The organism is Halomicrobium urmianum, from assembly GCF_020217425.1.
Taxonomy (GTDB): domain Archaea; phylum Halobacteriota; class Halobacteria; order Halobacteriales; family Haloarculaceae; genus Halomicrobium; species Halomicrobium urmianum.
Window position 1 is genome coordinate 789,772 of the sequence record NZ_CP084090.1, and the last position, 18,459, is coordinate 808,230.

The window sequence follows — 18,459 nt, forward strand, 5'->3', positions numbered from 1 at the left end:
GCAACCCAATGCAACTGATCGACGATTCCGGGAACCTCTTCGGACTCGTCAACGTGGTGGACGCGCTCGTCGTCCTGCTGGCGCTGGCGGTGGGGGTCGCCGGCGTCGCACTGGTGACCGCGGACGACGGCGCCGACGACGAGCCCCCTGCACCGGAGCTGGCGACGACGAACGTGACGCTCGACCTGGGGGCCCAGCCCGAGGCCGTCGCCGCGGCGATCGAGGCGGGCGACACCTACTCGCCCGGCGGGAACGCCGAGCTGACGGTCACCGACGTCCAGGTCGCGCCGCAGGACGGGGGTGCCCGGGTCTATGTCCGCGCCCAACTGCGCGGCGAAGCCCGGAACGACACCATCGCCTACGGGAACGTACCGCCGCGGTTAGGACGCTCACTGGATATCAAGACCGACAGCTACGCCGTCTCCGGGTCGATCCAGTCGATCGGCGGGGGCGACGAACTACCGACCCGGACCACGCCTGTCCTCCTGCAGACGACGGTTTCCGAGACGACGGCTGCGGAGATCGAACCCGGCCAGTCGATGACCGTCGCCGGCCGCGAGGTGGCGACCGTCGAGTCGGTGACGGCCTACGGTAGCGACGGGAACGATCGGCGCCGACTCGCGGTCGGCGTCGAACTGGCGACGATCGGTGCCGACCGACCGCAGTTCGGCGGCCGCACGGTCCGCGAGGGCGTGACGATCCCGGTAGAGACGGCCGACTACCGTCTGGCCGGGACCGTCGACCGCGTCGGTGCGACCGAGCCCCGCGGCGAGGCGACCACCCGCGAGGTGACGCTGGTCGTCGACCGCGCGTCGCCAGAACTGGCGGCCGCAATCGAGGAGGGTGACACAGAGCAGGTCGGCGATCAGACCGTCGCCGAGATCACCGGCGTCGAGCGGACGAACGCGACGATGGTGCTCACAAGCGACGACGGGAACGTCTATCTCCGCGAGCACCCCGTCGACGAGGAGGTCACGATGACGGCGGAGCTGACTGTCCGGGAGACCGCGGACGGCGTGCGGTTCAAGGGCGCGGCGATCAGGCGCGGCAGCGTCGTCACGCTCAACCTGGGAGACCTGACGATCGAGGCGACGGTTCAGTCGCTATAGGGGCGGCAACAGCATTCATTACGGGAGTGCAAGGAGAAAGCCCCATGCTTCAGCGCGGGGATGAATCCGACAAACCCTCTATAACCGACATTATCAAGTAACCCGGCATCGTACCGTAGTCCAAGCCAATCGCGTAAAGTATCAATTGGAAGACTCGGGGTCGCTTCCCGCCGACACGGACGGTTCCACGCCCACCACTTCGGTTCACAACGAGGTGGGGAGTACGTGGTTGAGACTCGTTCGCCGTCCTCACAGAACCCGTAGCCCCGCTGGAATCGGGCGGTAACGCTCGTGTACGGGAGGGGGTGACGGCTTAACCAAAACACGCTCCATTCGCGGTTGCACTTCGCCACGATTCGGCGTGGCGGAGTACGGTCGATGGCACGGCCCGTGTCGCGCCCCTCGAAACGAGGGACGTGAATCCCCGCGTTCGCACAGTCCGCGTGGACTGGGCGTGGGGAGCGCCACAAGCAGGGCGACTCGCTACGAGTCGGTGTCACCACGCGCTCACCGTCCTGACGTGGAGTCGCACGAACCCGGTACTCCCTTCGTGGGAGGAAGTTGCCCTCGGGGGCTTGGGAACGGCCCGATGCCCCACGCGGGAATCCTCGCCCTTCAGGGCGGGGAGGATGTCAATGGAGGTAGCGGTCGCCTCGGCTCGCCCATTCGGCAGTAAATTCGACCCGACTACCGCAAAAGAAATACTGGTTCACTACGTACCGTTACAATAGTCATCTCGAAGGACGACTTCAAAAGGCTCCAGGACGCCGATGACGTGACCGTGTACGAAGAGGGAACGAACCCACATACGGTCATCCAGTTCCTCGCGGACAACCAGGACAAGGCCTTTCGACCGAAGGAAATCGCCGAGGCCACGGACATTCCACCGTCGAGCGTTCGCGTGACGCTCGCCCGACTGAAAGAGAAGGGATTCGTCGAACATACCGACGGGTACTGGGCAGTCGACGAGTACGAACTCGGGACGCAACGAGCCGCCCTCGTTAGCCGTCAGTCGATCGACTCGGACCGCTACGAGGGGTACGACCGCGACGAGGCGCTCGAACACGCCGAGTTCCCGCCGGACCGGCAGCCACGCGATCGATGAGCCGCGGACAGCTTCCAAACCGGATTCAGCGCGGTGATGTCGTCTGGGTCGAGGATCCGTTCGATTTCGAGAGGCGAGACGGCGATGAGGCAGAGGCCCACCCCTACGTCGTGATCAACACGGATCAGCACCCGTTTCACGGCGACGAGTACCTCGCGATGCTCATCACGACGACAGAGCGCAGCGAAGCGATCGCGATTCCCGAGCGGCGGTGGGAGTTCGGCAAGTTTCCGGGAGAGTCGTTCGTCAGTCCGTGGACCGTCGTCACCCTGAAAGACGACGATCTGGCCGACTACCAGGGCGTTCTGAAAAGCGAGGTCGTCGACGAGACCGTCGAGCAGTTCCCGGAGTACGTCGGTCTGAAGGTGTGAACTCGCCGGCGAAGGGCGACAGCGTAATACGGAATCGATCGAGTTTTGCTTACTCCACGGTGACGCTCTTCGCGAGGTTCCGCGGCTTGTCGATCGACCGGTCCAGCAGCTTGGCCGTGTAGTAGGACACCAGTTGCAGCTGGACGTTCGCCAGCACGGCGCCGGCCCGCGGGTGGGTCTCCGGGACTTCGAGGACGTGGTCGGCGTAGCGCTCCACGTCGCTCTGGCCGTCGGTGACGGCGACGACGGGGGCGTCGCGGGCCTCGACTTCCTTGACGTTGCCGACGGTCTTCTGGGCGCGCTCGCCGTCGCCGAGCACGACGGCGAAGACGGGCGTGTCCCCGGTGACCAGCGCCAGCGGGCCGTGCTTGAGTTCGCCGGCGGCGAAGCCCTCGGCGTGCTTGTAGGTGATCTCCTTCATCTTGAGGGCGCCCTCCAGGGCGACGGGGTACTGGAGGCCGCGGCCGATGAAGAAGTACGCGCCGGCGTCCTGGTAGGCCTCGGCGACGGCGCGTGCGTCGTTCTGGTCGAGCAGGGCCTGGACCTGCCCGGGGAGGTCCCGCAGCGCGGCGATGGCGTCGCGGGCGCCGTCGGTCTGGGTCGTGCCCAGCGCCAGGAGGTTCAGCGCGCCGAGCTGGGAGGCGAAGGTCTTGGAGGCGGCGACGCCGATCTCGGGGCCGGCGCGGATGTACAGGGCGTGGTCGCACTCGCGGGCGGCCGTCGAGCCGACGGTGTTCGTGACGGCGAGCGTGCGGGCGCCCCGAGCGCGGGCCTCGCGCAGGGCCGAGAGGGTGTCGGCCGTCTCACCGCTCTGGGTGACGCCCACCACGAGGGAGTCGCCGATGGGTGGCGGCGAGGTGGTGTACTCGCTGGCGAGGTAGGTCTCGGCGGGGACGCCCGCGCGCTGGAACAGCTGGGCGCCGTACATCGCGGCGTGGTAGGACGTCCCGCAGGCGACGAACTGGACGCGCCGCGGCGAGAGGTCGCCCAGGTCCTCGATGTCGACGGTGCCGGCCATCTCGTCGACGCGGCCGCGCAGGCACTGCCGCAGGGCGCGGGGCTGCTCGTGGATCTCCTTGAGCATGAAGTGGTCGTAGCCGCTCTTGCCCGTCTCCTCGGCGTCCCAGGTGACCGTGTCGACGGTCTTCTCGACGCGCTCGCCAGCGAGGTTCCGCACTTCCCAGCCGTCGGCGTCCAGCCGGGCGAATTCGCCGTCGTCGAGGTAGACGACCTCGTCCGTGTGGTCGCGGAAGGCGGGGACGTCGCTGGCGAGGTAGGTGGCGTCGTCGCCCAGCCCCAGCACGAGCGGCGAGTCGTTCCGCGCGACGAAGACGGCCTCGTGGCCGGCGACGACCGCCGCGATGGCGTAGCTGCCGTCGAGGCGCTCGACGACGTAGCGGATCGCGTCCTCCGGGGAGTCGCCGTCGGCCAGCGCGTTCTCGATGAGGTGCGGGACGACCTCCGTGTCCGTGTCCGACTTGAACTCGTGACCCTCGGCGACGAGCTCGTCGCGGATCTCCTGGTAGTTCTCGATGATGCCGTTGTGGACGACGGCGACGTCGCCGGTGCAGTCCTGGTGGGGGTGGGCGTTCTCGTCGGTCGGCGGGCCGTGCGTGCTCCAGCGGGTGTGGCCGATGCCGACCTTTCCGGAGATGGACGTCTCCTCCAGTTCGTCCCGGAGGTCGTCGATCTCGCCGGCGCGCTTGCAGACGCTCACGCCGCCGTTGGCCAGCGCGACGCCGGCGGAGTCGTAGCCGCGGTACTCCAGCTTGGCGAGGCCGTGGACGAGCACGTCGAGCGTGTCCTCGCCGCGGCCGACGCAGCCGATGATCCCGCACATCAGCGCACCACCTCCGCTCCCTCGGCGATCTGTCCGCTGGCGTGGACCCCCGCGTGCAGCGTGACGGACGGACCGACCAGCGTGCCCGGCGAGAAGGAGACGTTCCCGCGGGCGGTCGCGCGGTCGGCGAGGACCGCGCCCAGTCGGCGGTCCTCGAACACCTGCGTGTTGACCTGGACGTCGGCCGGACCGCCGGGGACGACGGTGCCGGCGCCCAGATCCACGTCCTGGCCGGTCACCGTGTCGATCAGCGTCGACCCGGCGTCGACGCGCGTGTCCGCGTCGAGGACGCTGTTCTCGACGGTCGCGTTCGGGCCGACGGTGACGTTCCCGCCCAGCGCGGCGTCCGGGCCGACGACGGCGCCGGCCGCGACCTCGCAGTCGGGGCCGACGACGACGGGCGCCTGGAGGGTGGCGTCGTCGTGGACCCGGGCCGACTCGTCGACCCAGACCCCGTCCTCGCGCTCGGACTGGACGACGCGCCCGCGGGCCAGTACCTCGCGCGCCACGGCCAGCAGGTCCCAGGGGTAGGTCGCGTCGACCCACATACCCTCCGTGGTCACGCCGCGGACCTCGTCGCGCTCGACCAGCCGCGAGATGGTGTCCGTCAGTGCGAGCTCGCCCTCGGTCCGGGGCGTCGCCTCGATGGCGCCGAAGACGTCCTCCGGGAAGGCGTAGATGCCGCCGTTGATCATGCGGTACTCGTCGGAGTCGGGCTTCTCCACGATGGAGACGAGGGTACCGTCCCGGAGGTCGACCGCGCCGTACTGGCTGGCGTCGGGCCGTTCCAGCACCGCCAGCGCCGGCGTGGTCGGATCGGCTTCGAACCGGTCGGCGACCGCCGCGACCGAGTTGCCGTCGATGACCCGGTCCCCGTTGACCACGAGGACGGGCCCGTCGACCGCAGAGCGGGCCTGGAGGAGGGCGTGCCCGCTGCCGAGCTGTTTCTCCTGGGTGACGTACGTCAGCGTCACGTCGCGGTAGGTCGGACCGAAGTGGTCCTGCACGCGGTCGCGCTTGTACCCGACCACGACGACGATGCGGGAGACGCCGGCGTCGATCAGGGCGTCGAAGACGTACTCGAGGATGGGGCGGTTTGCCGCTGGCAGCATGGGTTTGGGACGATTGCGCGTCAGCGGGCGCAACCGCGTCCCCTCGCCGGCCGCCAACACCACTGCCGTGCTGACGCTCATACCTCCAACTGACCCAGGAGTCGCTTCAACATTGTGTTCATAGGAACCGTCAGCCGCCGACTAACGCTGACGGAGGTTGAGAAATGCGGACCCTTATCGGATATCAGTGAACGATCGATCACCAGATTCCGGCTGCCGCCGTTCGTTGTACGCGGTCGCGACGTCGCGCTCCCGCTCGCTCTAACGAGGTCGCTCGTTTCACTCGCAACCTCGCTACCGCTCCCCGACGCTCTGTCCAGCGACGCTGCGGCCCTTCGAGGTCAACTGAACCTCGGTGCGCTCGCGGACCACGCTGATGGCGTCGAGTTCGATCAGCCGGTCGAAGATCTCCTCGGTCCGGTCGACGTCGATCCCGACGAACTCGGGGACGTCGAACGGCGAGACGCCCGAGTGCAGCGCCATGATCACGCGCTGCTCCGTGTTCGAGAGGTCCAGGTCCGCCCGGTTGCGCTCGGCGCTCTCGGCCAGCATCACCTCCAGGACGGTCGCGTGGAACCCCTCGCCGGCGAGGTGCGTCTCGACGCTGACGCCGTCCTCGCTGTGTTCGACCTCGACGACGGTCCGTTCCGCGCCGCTGACGGTCCGCTCCTCGACCGCCAGACTGCCGATGTCGGCCCGTTCGACGGTCACCGCCTGCCCGTCGGCCAGGGCCAGCCGCAGCGCCCTGTCGGTCACCTTCACCCGCCCTTTCGTCCACTCGGTGTCCTGCACGACGCCGCCCTCGATGGCCGGATGTCTGACGAAGATGACCGCCTCGTCCAGCGCCGCCCGGTAGAGGTCCGTCTCGAAACTGTCCTGATCCGCCGCGCTGACCAGCAGGACGTCCTCGCCGACGTGGAAAGCGAGGTAGTCGGCCACGCTGGCGCTCTCCTGGTTGACGTCGAAGCGGTCGGCGATGCGGTCGATCCCCGACAGCGGGATCTGGCGCTTCTCGTCGGCGATCAGCGCGATCCGCTGGTTCGTCAGGACGACCCTACAGTCCCGCCAGTCGGCATCGGTCAACCGCTGGCCGCCCTGCACCGCCAGCAGGTACTGGCCCCGCGTGTCCGCGATCTTCCGCTCGGTGTCGCTCATGCTGACCCCCGGAGTGTGGAGTGGTTTCCCGCTCCCCGGAATATACCTTCCGCCCCAGTTTTTGGGAGCGAGAATTGGCCCCACTTCCGACAGATGGCGGTGCCGTGTGACCGCGTAGGCACCTCTTAACGGACGCCGCTGCTGGATCCGGTCGCACGTTACGTTGGTAACTGGCTACTCGCGAGGTGTCGCCGCCCGCGTGTCGTTCGCTCCGCTCACGACCTCGCGCCTTTTCTGCGGTCGCTCATTTCATTCGCGGTCTCGCTACCTCACGGGTCGCTATGCTCCCCCGTTCGGTTTCTCCGAGGGCCCTCCCTTCGGTCGGCCTCCCTGCTCGCGTGTCGCCTCACTTCGTTCGGCTCCCGCTCGCTTCGAAGTCGCTCCCCGCAGTCGCGACTTCGCTATTCCTCGTTCATCGCTTCGCTCGCCATGTTCCGGCCCTGGGCGTTCAGCGTCACCTCGGTCCGGGTGCGAACTTCGTCGACGGCACCGACCTCGAGCAGTTTCCGATAGATCTCCTCGACCTCGTCGACGGGGATGCCGACGAAGTCGGACATCTCGAAGGGGGAGACGCCGGAGTACAGCGCCATCAACACCTGACTCTCCGTCTCGGAGAGCTCGTAGTCGCCCCCGCGGTCCTCGACGACGCGGTCCAGCAGCATCTCCAGCGCCGCGGTGTGGCGGTCCAGCCCGGAGAAGTGCGTCTCGACGCTGCGGTCGTCGGCGTCGGTGTGCTCGACCTCCAGGACGGTGCGGACCGCGTCCATCACCGATCGCTGCCCGGTCTCGACGGTCCCGACGTCGTCGACGGCGAACCGGGTCGACTCGCCGCCGGAGAACGCCAGCGCGACGTCGCCGTCGTCCAGTCGGAAGCGGGCCTTGCGCCACCCGGTCTCGTCCTGGACGACGCCGCCGACGACCGCCGGATGCCTGACGAGGATGACCTCGCCGTGCAGCGCCGCGCGGCAGTACTCACGCGCGAAGTCGTCGACGTCGGCGTCGACCGCGACGACGGCGTCGCCGACCCGCAGCGGCGTCGCGCCGGCGACGTCGACCCCGTTCGGCAGGTCCCCGTCGTCGACGAGCACGACGTTCGAGTGCGGGATGGCCTGCTTGCCGCCGTCGGTGGCGAGCACGAGACGTGCGTCGGTCACCACGACGCGACAGGAGCGCCAGCGCGGCTCGGCCACGGGCTCGCCGTCCCGCACGGCGTACCGGAAGTCGCCGGCGGCGTCCACCAGGGTCCGTTCGTCGCCGCTCATGGCGCGTGGTACGTCAGTGATTGGCGGTTCCCGGTAAATAAGTTCTCACCGGCCGCGGGTAGCGGCGTTCAAACGACGAGCAGCCCGCCGACCACGCCCAGCGCGCCGAAGCCGACGCAGACCGCCCAGAAGGGGACCCGGCGGACCAGCCTCACGAGCGCGTCGACGGTCAGGTAGCCGACGACGGCGCTGACCGCCAGCGCGAGGACGGCCGGAGCGGGGTCGATGGCGGGGACGCCGTCGTCGACGACCACGAGGACGTTGGCGGCCAGCGCGGCGGGGATCGACAGCAGGAAGGAGAGCCGCAGCGTCGACTCGCCCTCGTGGCCGCGCAGCAGCAGCGCGCTGACGGTGGTCCCCGAGCGGGAGACGCCCGGCAGGACGGCCAGCCCCTGGAGCGCGCCCACGAGAACGGCGTCGACCCAGTCCGGCGTGGCCCGCTGTTCGAGCGAGACGGCGGCGGCGAACCGCTGGAGCAGGCCCGTCAGGACCAGCAGGCCGCCGATGACGGCCAGGAAGGTGCCCGTCTCCAGTCCGGAGACGGCCTCCTCAAGCACGATCAGAGCGGGGATCCCCGTCGCGCCGGTCGCCAGCGTCGCCAGCGCGAGGAAGGAGAGGTCGGCGGTGTCGTCGGCGAAGGCCGTCCGCGGGCGCCACTCGGCGGCCGAGCGAAGCACCTCGGCGACGGACTCGCGGTAGTACGCCAGCGCCGAGAGGGCGGTCCCGGCGTGCAGGAACAGGCCGAACTGGGTGGCCACTGCGGGGGAGGCCCCCGACAGCGCGCTGACGGCCACGGCCGTGGCCCCCTCGCTGGAGACCGGCAGCCACTCGAGCGCCCCCTGAATCGCGCCAAGGATCACCGCGACGACGGCGTCGTCCATGGGATGGGAAGGCGGGAACTCCGACTTATGCGGTTCGGTCGCGGCCGGCCCCGCGGGGAAGCGATTGGGCGTCGCCCCCGCTCCGAAACTGAATTACGGGCCGCTCCCCTCGAGTCTCGCCATGACGGTACTCGAGGACGCCCGGGCGGCGCTGTCGACCGGGCCGCTCTGCGACTCCTGTCTGGGGCGGCTGTTCGCCGACCGGAGCTTCGGGCTGGCCAACGCCGAGCGGGGCCGATCGCTCAGGATCTCGGTCGCGCTCGAGGACGACGAGCCCTTCGAGCCCGACGAGGACTGCTGGGTCTGCGAGGGCGAGAGCGCCCGCTTCGAGGAGTGGGCCGACCGCGCCGCCGCGGCGGTGCGGGGCTACGAGTTCGACACCTACCAGCTCGGCACGAAGGTCCCGCCGCTGCTGGAGGAGAACGACCGCCTGCTGCGGGAGGACCTGGGCCTGCCCGTCGGCGACGGCGAGGACGACGACCGCACCGACTTCGCCGGCGAGCGCCTGAAGACGGAGTTCAACCGCGAGGTGGGCAAGCGCGTCGGCGGACGGGTCGACGCCGAGGTCGACTTCGAGCGTCCGGACGTCCAGCTGACGCTGGACCTGGCGACCGACGAGGTCGAGGTCCAGGTCAACTCCGCGTTCGTCTACGGCCGCTACCGGAAGCTGGAGCGTGACATCCCCCAGACGGAGTGGCCGTGCAAGGAGTGCCACGAGACGGGGATCAAGGCCGGCGAGGAGTGCCCCGGCTGCGGCGGCACGGGGTACCGCTACGACGAGAGCGTCGAGGAGCTGACCGCGCCCGTCGTGCTGGAGGCCATGGACGGCGCGGAGGCGGTCTTCCACGGCGCCGGCCGCGAGGACGTCGACGCCCTGATGCTGGGCACGGGCCGGCCGTTCGTGATCGAGGTCAAGGAGCCCCGCCGCCGGGACGTCGACGTCGAGTCGCTCGAGGCGGAGATCAACGAGTTTGCCGACGGCGAGGCCGAGGTCGAGGGGCTCCGGCAGGCCACCCACGACATGGTCGAGCGAGTCAAGGAACACGACGCCTCGAAGACCTACCGCATGGACGTCGAGTTCGGCGCGCCCGTCGACGAGGACGCCCTCGCGGACGCGCTCGACGCGCTGGAAGGGGCGACGATCGAGCAGGAGACGCCCCAGCGGGTCGACCACCGCCGGGCCAGCCTCGTGCGGACGCGCGAAGTGTACGCGATCGACGGGGAACTCGTCGACGACCGCCACGCCGACCTCGAGGTCCACGGCGCGGGCGGGCTCTACGTGAAGGAACTGGTCTCCGGCGACGAGGGACGGACGGAGCCGAGCCTCGCCGGGGAACTGGGCGTCGACGCCGAGGTGACCGCGCTGGACGTCCTCGCCGTCGAGGGCGAGGACGAGCCCTTCGAGCGGCCCGAGTTCTTCCGGGACGGCGACGAGTGACGCGTCCGAGCGCCGCGGAAACGCGGGTGTACCCGACCAGCGTCAAATCGCCAGCGTCGTCGCGAACCCGACGACGACGAACTGTCCCAGGACACCGACGCCGACCAGTGCGTGGACCTCGCCACGTTCCAGTGTGAAGTCGACGCCGTCGTCGGCGGCGACGTCCCCGAACCGTGATCCCGTCCAGTTCGACGGCTGGCGCGCCGGTGCCGCTCATGGCGGTGAACTCGCCGGTAGCATCTGGGGGAGCAGGTCAGTCCTGGCAGCCCGACGCCGAGCAGGGCACCGTCACGTCGCCGTCGACGATGGCCTGCTTGGCTTCGCTGAGGTTCTCCTCCACGGCGTCGGGGAGCTTCGGCCCGACCGCCTGGCCCAGCACCATGGCGACGGCGTCCTCCTCGAGGCCGAGCACGTTGCGGCCCTGGACGCTCTCCCAGTTGTCCTGGACCACGGCCTCGGCGACCTGGCGGGTGCCCTCGTTGATCCGCTTGACCGCCGAGCCCATGACGACGTCCTGGTAGTCCGGTAGCGTCTTCGACTGGTCGGCGTCGACGCCGATGGCGAACCGGTCGGCCTCCTGTGCGGCCTGGAAGACGCCCTGGCCCGCAGCGGCCGCGGCGTGATAGACGATGTCCGCGCCGGCGTCGTACTGCGAGGAGGCGATGTTCGCCGCGGTCTGGGTGTCGTTGTAGTTTCCGATGTAGCCGACCCGGACGTCCACGTCCTCGTCGACCCACTCGACGCCGGCCACGTAGGCGCGCTCGAAGGCGTTGATGAGCGCGCCGTCGACGCCGCCCACGAAGCCCACGACGCCGCTGTCCGGGTTGAGCGAGTTGCCCTCGTGGGACAGTTCGCGGGTCGTCATCGTGCCGGCGAGCACGCCCGCCTGGAACGACATCTCGTGGTTGGCCCAGATGTAGCCCGCCACGTTGTCCCGGTCGAGGGAGTCGTTGATCAGCATCCACCGCTGGTCGGGGTACTCATCGGCGTTGGTCTCCAGGGCCTGGGTGTGCTGGTAGCCGACCAGCACGATCAGGTCGTAATCGGGGTTCCCGCTCTCGGCGAGGCGGGACTGCACCGTCCCGTAGTTGGACTGGTTGGTCTCCTCGACCTGCTGGAGTTCGATGTCGTACTCGTCGGCCGCGTTCTGGAGGCCCTCCCACGCCAGGTCGTTGAACGCCTGGTCGCCGAAGCCGGCCGAACTGGAGACAATAGCGACGTTTGCCGTCTCGCCGTCGCCGCCGCTCTCGGTGCCCTCGGTCTGAGTGCCGTCGGTTTCGGTGTCGTCACCGTCGTCACCGCCGTCACCGCCGTCGCCACCGGGTTCGCCGAGACACCCGGCGAGGACGCCGCTGAGAGCGACCGCCGCTCCGGACCGGAGCACGTCGCGCCGGTCGACGTCGCGCGCCCTGAGCTGCCGCCCGGACGCTGGTTCCGATCCGTCGTCTGGTGTGGTATTATCTGCCATATTCGTTCACGTTGATTTGTACGGATATGCATAAAAATACTTGTACTGTAAATGCCAGCTACAAGTGTGGTTTCAGCCGGTCAGGTATCGCCGGTCGGGTGCATTTATTGACAGCGCCACCGATCTTGCGATATGGAAACCCGACCGCTCGGCGAGACCGGACACGACTCGAGCGTCCTCACCTTCGGCTCGGTCGCACTGAACTTCATCGACCAGGAGGCGGCCGACGAGATGGTCGAAGACGCCGTCCAGGCGGGCGTCAACCACTTCGACGTGGCGCCGACCTACGGCGACGCGGAGCTGAAGCTGGCCCCCAAGCTCGACGAGCACCGCGATGAGATCTTCCTCGGGTGCAAGACTCAGGAGCGGACGTACTACGGCGCCTGGGGCGAGCTCCAGAAGTCGCTCGACAGGCTGGGCGTCGACAAGATCGACCTCTACCAGTTCCACGCGGTGACGGAGTACCGGGAGCTGCGGGCGATCCAGGGCGAGTACGACCCCGAGCTCGCGCAGGGCGATCACGACCCCGGCGCGCTTCAGGCCTTCATCGAGGCGAAGGAGGAGGGGCTGATCGATCACATCGGCCTGACCAGCCACGGCGATCCGAGCCTGATCCGGCAGGCGATCCACGACGTCGACGAGCTGGAGACGGTGATGTTCCCGTTCAACTACATCCTCGAAGCGAAGGAGGGGCCGGAGTACGACTACCGCTCCGTGCTGGAACTGGCCGAGGAGGAGGGGCTCGGCACGCTCTGTATCAAGGGCTTCGCGAAGGGGCCCTGGCCCGACGACCTGCCCGAGGACGAGCGCCCGTATAACACGTGGTACGAGCCGTACGACACCGAAGAGGAGATCGTCGAGTGCCTCCGCTTCGCCCTCTCGCACGGCATGACCTCCATCCCGAACGCGGGCGACCCCGACCTCGTGCCGACGATTCTGGAGGCCGCGGAGAACTACGAGCCGATGAGCGAGGCCGAGCAGGCGGAACTCCGCGAGCGGGCCAGCGACGCCGAGTCGCCGGTGCCCGCGCGGCTGGACTGACGCTGGCGGATCTGACTCTCGGACGACGCGTCTCATCCGGGCGACCGAAACGCTGAAGGTCGAAACTGACTGTTCAGGAAGTATCGCTGCGGAACTGCCGGACGGACGGGCCCGAACGCCTTCGTCCACGCCCCGGTGACCGGACGCCGGGGCCACCGCGACCGCGGGGCACCGCGCCGGCAGCGAGCAACTGACGATACCGACGAACATGGGACCTGATACATCGAACGTCGTCCTCGTCACGGTCGACTCGCTGCGGGCAGACGCGATCGGCGCCTACGACGCGGACCGGCACACGCCCGTGATGGACTCGCTGGCCGCGGACGGCACCGTCTTCGAGCGGGCGTTCGCGACGGGCAACTGGACGCCGTTCTCGTTCCCGTCCATCCTCGCCTCGCGGCCGGTGTTCGCCGACTCCGGCGGGATCGGCGTCGAGGCGTCGCCGACGCTGGCCGAGACGCTGTCGGCCGCCGACGTCGCGACCGGCGGGTTCAACGCCGCCAACGGCTTTCTCACCTCGCACTGGGGCTACGACGACGGGTTCGACGAGTTCGAGCCGTTCGTCGCCAGCGTCGGCTCCAGCATCTACAGCCGCTACCTCGCGACGCACCCCACCGTCGAGGCGTGGGTCCAGCTGGCGACCTCGCCGCTCCGGCGCGCGAAGTCGTGGCTCCGCGGGGAGACCGACGATCGGCCGTTCCTCGACGCCTCTCGGATGTTCGACGTGGAACACGCCGCGACCGAGTTCGTCGAGGAGACCGACGAGCCGTTCTTCCTGTGGGTCCACTACATGGACGCCCACACCCCCTACGTCCCCGCGCCGCGGTACATCCGTGAAGTCTCCGACGACCTGGTCGGGACCCACCGGATGCTGCACGCGCACACGCGGACGGGGCTGGGCTGGGAGGTCGGCGAGCGGACGCTGGGGGACCTCCGGACGCTCTACCAGGCCGCGGTCCGACAGGTCGACGCCAGCGTCGGGCGCCTGCTGGACGCACTCGAAGCGAACGGCGTCGCCGACGAGACGGCCGTCGTCGTGGCCGGCGACCACGGCGAGGAGTTCCAGGAACACGGTCACCTCGCGCACTACCCCAAGCTGTACGACGAGCTGATCCGCGTGCCGTTGATCGTCGACCTCCCCGGCGCGGAGGGGCGGCGGGTCGACCGCCAGGTCGGCCTCGACGACGTCCCGCCGACCGTGACCGACCTCATGGACGTCGACCCCGCCGAGGAGTGGACCGGCCAGTCGCTCGCGCCGACCGTCGAGGCGGGTACGGCCCCGCCCGACGAGTCCGTCGTCTCGGTCACCGTCCGCGGCGAGGAGGTCACCGCCCAGCCCATCCCGCGGTCGCTTGACGACGGCGACCTCCTCGTGAGCGTCCGCGACCGCGACTGGACCTACGTGGAGAACGTCGATTCCGGCGAGGTAGAGCTGTACGACCGGTCCGACGATCCGACCGAGCAGACGGACCTGTCGCCCGATCCGGGCCCGGACCAGCGCGACGCGATCGAGCGGTTCGGACCGATCGTCGACGCCCACGCCGAGCGCCTCCGCGACGGATCGACGGCGGGCGAGGGCGACGTCGACGACGAGCTCGCGGCCCGCCTCGAGGCGCTGGGGTACCGCTAGATGTTCCGTGCCTTCCTCCGGAACGTCATCGACGGGCCCTTCGCGCCACAGCTTCGTCGGTTCGTCGCCGTCGGCACCTTCGCCGCGGGCGTCCAGATGATCCTGCTGTGGCTGTTCGTCGACGCGGCGAACCTGAACTACCTGCTCGGTGCCGCGATCGCCATCGAGTTCACCATCGTGCTCTCGTACGTCCTCAACAACGCCTGGACGTTCCGGGCCTCGCGCAACACCGGGACGATCGAGTACCTCGTCGGCCTCGCCAAGACGAACGTGGTCCGCGGGACGGCCATCCCGATCCAGCTGGCCGTCCTCTTCGTCCTCGTCGACTGGCGGAGCATCCCGTATCTGGCGGCCAACGCCGTCGCCATCGTCCTCAGCGGCCTCTACCGATACGTGCTGGACGCGCGCTGGACCTGGGGGTGACGGCGCTCCTCGCGAGCGGCGGGCGGGCCGGTCCTCCGACCGCGTCGATTTCACAGGCAGTACGAGGCGGATGCCCCGACCCTTGAGGTCGGGGAGGAAGCCGACACCAGATGACACAAACCATGTCACTACGGCAGGCCGACTCCCAAACGTATAAGTAACGCCGTCCGTATATGTGAAAACACGGTGGAATACCGTCGTACCGCCGTCATCAAACTCGACACTCCCGAAGGAGCCGACGATTCGCTTCGAGAGACTGTCGAGCAGTTCAAACACTGCGCCAACACCGCGAGCGAATGGTGCTGGCACGGCGACGATGGCTACCACGTCACCTCGAAAGCCAAAGCCGAACGCGCCCTCTACGACCGACTCCGCGACGAAACCGACCTTACCGCGAATCTCGTCCAGAAAGGGATTCGCAGGGCGGTCGAAGCCGTCAAAAGCGGAGTCTCGCGTCTCGAACGCGGTGAGAACACGTCACAACCGCACTTTTCTGCCGATAGCGCGGTCTACGACAAGCGGAGTGCGACGTTCCACCGCGACCACGTTTCCCTCTCGACCGTGGATGGGCGCGTCGAGTGCGACTACATTCTCCCCGACGACTCGGAGACACCGCCAACCAAGTACGTCTCCGACGAGGATTTCGAGTTTCGGATGGCGCACTTACAATACCGAGACGGTGACTGGTATCTCCACGCCTCAATGCGGAAAGTCGAAGCAGACGAGGACCCGCCTGAATCCGAGTCCAAGCACAGAACAGTCCTTGGTGTGGATTTGGGCGTGAACAACCTCGCCGTTGCTTCGACGGGACGATTCTGGTCGGCAGACGAGTTCAACCATTGGCGACGAGAGTACGAGAAACGCCGTGGCTCGCTTCAGCAGTGTGGCTCTCGCCACGCCCACGAAAACATCGAGTCAGTCGGGCAGAAAGAGTACGGACGCTTCGAGATACACCTGCACACGGTGGCGAACGAACTTATCGAGGAGGCCGTCGAGAACGACTGTTCGCACATCGTGTTCGAGGACTTGACCCACATTCGGGAGAATATCCCCGAGGCGACGTGGCAACACGTCTGGGCGTTCCGACGCCTCTACGAGTACGTCGAATACAAAGCCAAAGAACACGGTATCGAAGCCGTACAAGTTGACCCGCGCAATACGTCGAAACGTTGTTCGACGTGTGGGTTTACCCACGACGATAACCGTAACGGAGAGTCGTTCGAGTGTCAGCAGTGCGGATATGAGAACCACGCCGACTACAACGCCTCAAAAAACATCGGTTTGCAGTATCTCTGTCGTCGGCAAAACGCAGACGATGGAGGCGCACCCGTAGATGTGCGCTTGAATCGCGGGACGCTGAACGTGAGCGGGGAGTACGTGCCCCCTGCCTCGGTTGAGGCATAGAACGGGAGTCCACGCGAAAGCCTCGGGGCTTGACCCCGAGGCGATTTACCGTTAGCCGTATACGGATCGGCGGCGATACCTCTCGCAATGGGACCGTCCGACTCGGCGCCGGTGGGCCGGGACGACGTCCGGCACCTCTTCTCGCGGGTAGAGGAACCCGGCACGCCGTACACGACGACCGAAGTGGCGGAGCGGCTGCGATGTCGGCCGGAGGCGGCCGATCGGACCCTGTCGGCGCTCGCGGACCGCGGCGAGCTGCGGAGCAGAGAGACCGACGACGGCAACCGCCTCTGGTGGCAGCCGATCGAGGACCCGGACGTGGCCGAGGGGGAGCCCCGGCTTCGGGAGTTCGGCGCCTTCGTGAGCGCCGTCGAGGACTACGCCATCTTCATGCTCGATCCCGACGGCACCGTCGCCAGCTGGAACCAGGGCGCCAGGCGGATCAAGGGGTACGAAGAGGAGGACATCGTCGGCCAGCACTTCTCGACGTTCTACACCGAGGAGGACAGAGCCGAAGACGTGCCGGAGGCGAACATCAAAAAGGCCGCCGAGCGGGGCCGCGTCGAGGACGAGGGGTGGCGCGTCCGCGCCGACGGGTCGCGGTTCTGGGCGAACGTCGTCATCACCGCCATCTACGACGTCGACGGCACGCTCCAGGGGTTTACCAAGGTCACCCGCGACATGACCGAGCAGCGGGAGTACGAGCTCCAGCTCCGCAAGGAGCGGGATCTGACCGAGCAGATCTTCGAGACCGTCCCCGTCAGCGTCTGCGTGATCGACGCCGACGGAACCTTCCTGCGGGCCAACCAGCGGGCGCTCGACCTCCTCGACGTCGATCAGGCCGGCCTGGGGGAGCAGTCGATCGACGACTGGGGCCTGTACGACGGCGAGGGCGAGCGGGTGCCGGTCGAGCAGCGGCCGTGGTCGCGGGTCGCGGAGACGGGACGGCCCGTCTACGACGTCCAGTGTCGGTCCACCCGCGAGCCCGGCGGTCAGTGGTACTCGGTCAACGCGGCGCCGCTGGAGGGCGACCTCTCCGGGGACGCCGACATCGTGGTCGTCATCGAGGACATCACCGACCAGAAGGAGCGCGAACAGCAGCTCGAACAGCGGAAGACGGAACTGGAGACCGAACTGAGCGGCATCCTGGGGCGCATCTCCGACGCCTTCTTCGCGCTCGACGAGGAGTGGCAGTTCACCCACCTCAACGAACACGCGGCGGAGCTGTTCCGGCACTCCGAGGACGACCTCACCGGGCGGTCCTTCTGGGAGGTGTTTCCGGAGTGGTCCGACGGGCAGCTCTGGGAGCGGTTCCACGAGGCGATGGACACGCAGGAGCCCGCCAGCTTCGAGCTGTACGACGAGGAGCTGGACGTGTGGCTCGAGTACAACGTCTACCCCTCCGAGACGGGGCTGTCCATCTACGCCCACGACATCACCGACCGCCGGGAGTACCAGCGCCGGCTCGAGGAGTCCAACGAGCGACTCGAACAGTTCGCGTACGCCGCCTCCCACGACCTCCAGGAGCCCCTTCGAATGGTCTCCAGCTACCTCCAGCTGATCGAGCGCCGCTACGCGGCGGAACTGGGCGACGAGGGCCGGGAGTTCATCGAGTTCGCGGTCGACGGCGCCGACCGCATGCGCGACATGATCGACGGCCTCCTCGCGTACTCCCGGGTCGAGACGCGCGGCGAGCCGTTCGAGCCAGTGGACCTCGACGACGTCCTCGCGGACGTGCGCGAGGACCTTCAGATGAAGGTCGCCGAGAGCGACGCCGAGATCACCGTCGGGACGCTGCCGACCGTCGAGGGCGACCGCGGCCAGCTGCGGCAGGTGCTCCAGAACCTGATCGACAACGCCATCGAGTACAGCGGCGACGCGCCGCCACGCGTCCACGTCGACGCGGAGCGCGTGGCGCGAGGCGCCTCGAATCGGAGCGGCGACGCCGCGGAGAGCGGCGGTGAGTGGGTCGTCTCGATCAGCGACGAGGGGATCGGCATCGACTCCGACAACGCCAACCGCGTCTTCGAGGTGTTCCAGCGCCTCCACACCCACGAGGAGCACGACGGGACCGGCATCGGGCTGGCGCTGTGCGAGCGCATCGTCGAGCGCCACGGCGGCGAGATCTGGGTCGACTCCGAGCGCGGCGAGGGCTCGACGTTCTCGTTCACGCTGCCAGCCGTCGGCGAGTGACGGGGCCGGCTTCACGTCCCCGTCCGT

Annotated in this window: 15 protein-coding genes; 9 read left to right on the forward strand and 6 right to left on the reverse strand. The window is 68.4% G+C overall.

Annotation, left to right across the window (positions count from 1 at the left end):
* Positions 1-8: 8 nt before the first annotated feature.
* The 3 genes from LCY71_RS03965 to LCY71_RS03975 all read left to right on the forward strand — a co-directional run bounded on the left by LCY71_RS03965 (position 9) and on the right by LCY71_RS03975 (position 2,585).
* The gene (locus LCY71_RS03965; protein WP_225335071.1) at positions 9-1,109 is read left to right on the forward strand and encodes a DUF4330 family protein; all 1,101 of its coding nucleotides are present in this window, start codon (positions 9-11) and stop codon (positions 1,107-1,109) included.
* Positions 1,110-1,884: 775 nt separating this feature from the next.
* The gene (locus LCY71_RS03970) at positions 1,885-2,214 is read left to right on the forward strand and encodes a MarR family transcriptional regulator (protein WP_225335072.1); all 330 of its coding nucleotides are present in this window, start codon (positions 1,885-1,887) and stop codon (positions 2,212-2,214) included.
* Positions 2,211-2,585: a type II toxin-antitoxin system PemK/MazF family toxin gene (locus tag LCY71_RS03975; protein WP_225335073.1), complete on the forward strand. Its 375-nt coding sequence runs from the start codon at positions 2,211-2,213 to the stop codon at positions 2,583-2,585. The genes LCY71_RS03970 and LCY71_RS03975 overlap by 4 nt, the downstream gene beginning before the upstream one ends.
* A 49-nt stretch (positions 2,586-2,634) precedes the next feature.
* Here LCY71_RS03975 and glmS read toward each other — a convergent pair whose 3' ends face one another.
* From glmS to LCY71_RS04000, 5 genes are all read right to left on the reverse strand, one after another.
* Complete coding sequence (gene glmS, locus LCY71_RS03980) at positions 2,635-4,425, reverse strand: glutamine--fructose-6-phosphate transaminase (isomerizing) (RefSeq protein WP_225335074.1); 1,791 nt, start codon at positions 4,423-4,425, stop codon at positions 2,635-2,637.
* Entirely contained in the window at positions 4,425-5,618 is a 1,194-nt protein-coding gene (gene glmU, locus LCY71_RS03985; RefSeq protein WP_225335075.1) for a bifunctional sugar-1-phosphate nucleotidylyltransferase/acetyltransferase, read from the reverse strand. Before glmU ends, glmS begins: the two co-directional genes overlap by 1 nt.
* Before the next feature lie 213 nt (positions 5,619-5,831).
* Complete coding sequence (locus LCY71_RS03990; protein ID WP_225335076.1) at positions 5,832-6,692, reverse strand: CheF family chemotaxis protein; 861 nt, start codon at positions 6,690-6,692, stop codon at positions 5,832-5,834.
* 401 nt (positions 6,693-7,093) lie between these two features.
* The gene (locus LCY71_RS03995) at positions 7,094-7,954 is read right to left on the reverse strand and encodes a CheF family chemotaxis protein (RefSeq protein WP_225335077.1); all 861 of its coding nucleotides are present in this window, start codon (positions 7,952-7,954) and stop codon (positions 7,094-7,096) included.
* Between the two features lie 68 nt (positions 7,955-8,022).
* Entirely contained in the window at positions 8,023-8,835 is an 813-nt protein-coding gene (locus LCY71_RS04000; RefSeq protein WP_225335078.1) for an undecaprenyl-diphosphate phosphatase, read from the reverse strand.
* Positions 8,836-8,956: 121 nt separating this feature from the next.
* Here LCY71_RS04000 and LCY71_RS04005 point away from each other — a divergent pair, with 121 nt between their 5' ends.
* Complete coding sequence (locus LCY71_RS04005; protein WP_225335079.1) at positions 8,957-10,273, forward strand: tRNA pseudouridine(54/55) synthase Pus10; 1,317 nt, start codon at positions 8,957-8,959, stop codon at positions 10,271-10,273.
* 253 nt (positions 10,274-10,526) lie between these two features.
* On the opposite strand, the gene LCY71_RS04010 is transcribed toward LCY71_RS04005, so the two are convergent.
* Entirely contained in the window at positions 10,527-11,741 is a 1,215-nt protein-coding gene (locus LCY71_RS04010) for a BMP family lipoprotein (RefSeq protein WP_225335080.1), read from the reverse strand.
* Between the two features lie 132 nt (positions 11,742-11,873).
* Here LCY71_RS04010 and LCY71_RS04015 point away from each other — a divergent pair, with 132 nt between their 5' ends.
* The 5 genes from LCY71_RS04015 to LCY71_RS04035 all read left to right on the forward strand — a co-directional run bounded on the left by LCY71_RS04015 (position 11,874) and on the right by LCY71_RS04035 (position 18,432).
* Positions 11,874-12,782 (forward strand): aldo/keto reductase, encoded by a 909-nt coding sequence (locus tag LCY71_RS04015; RefSeq protein ID WP_225335081.1) that lies wholly within the window; start codon positions 11,874-11,876, stop codon positions 12,780-12,782.
* A gap of 208 nt (positions 12,783-12,990) precedes the next feature.
* Positions 12,991-14,412 carry a sulfatase gene (locus LCY71_RS04020; RefSeq protein ID WP_225335082.1) on the forward strand — a complete coding sequence of 474 codons (1,422 nt, stop codon included), beginning with the start codon at positions 12,991-12,993 and terminating at the stop codon, positions 14,410-14,412.
* Entirely contained in the window at positions 14,413-14,835 is a 423-nt protein-coding gene (locus LCY71_RS04025; RefSeq protein ID WP_225335083.1) for a GtrA family protein, read from the forward strand.
* Positions 14,836-15,021: 186 nt separating this feature from the next.
* Entirely contained in the window at positions 15,022-16,239 is a 1,218-nt protein-coding gene (locus tag LCY71_RS04030) for an RNA-guided endonuclease InsQ/TnpB family protein (protein WP_225335084.1), read from the forward strand.
* An 87-nt stretch (positions 16,240-16,326) separates the two neighbouring features.
* Complete coding sequence (locus tag LCY71_RS04035) at positions 16,327-18,432, forward strand: PAS domain-containing sensor histidine kinase (RefSeq protein WP_225335085.1); 2,106 nt, start codon at positions 16,327-16,329, stop codon at positions 18,430-18,432.
* Positions 18,433-18,459 lie beyond the last annotated feature (27 nt).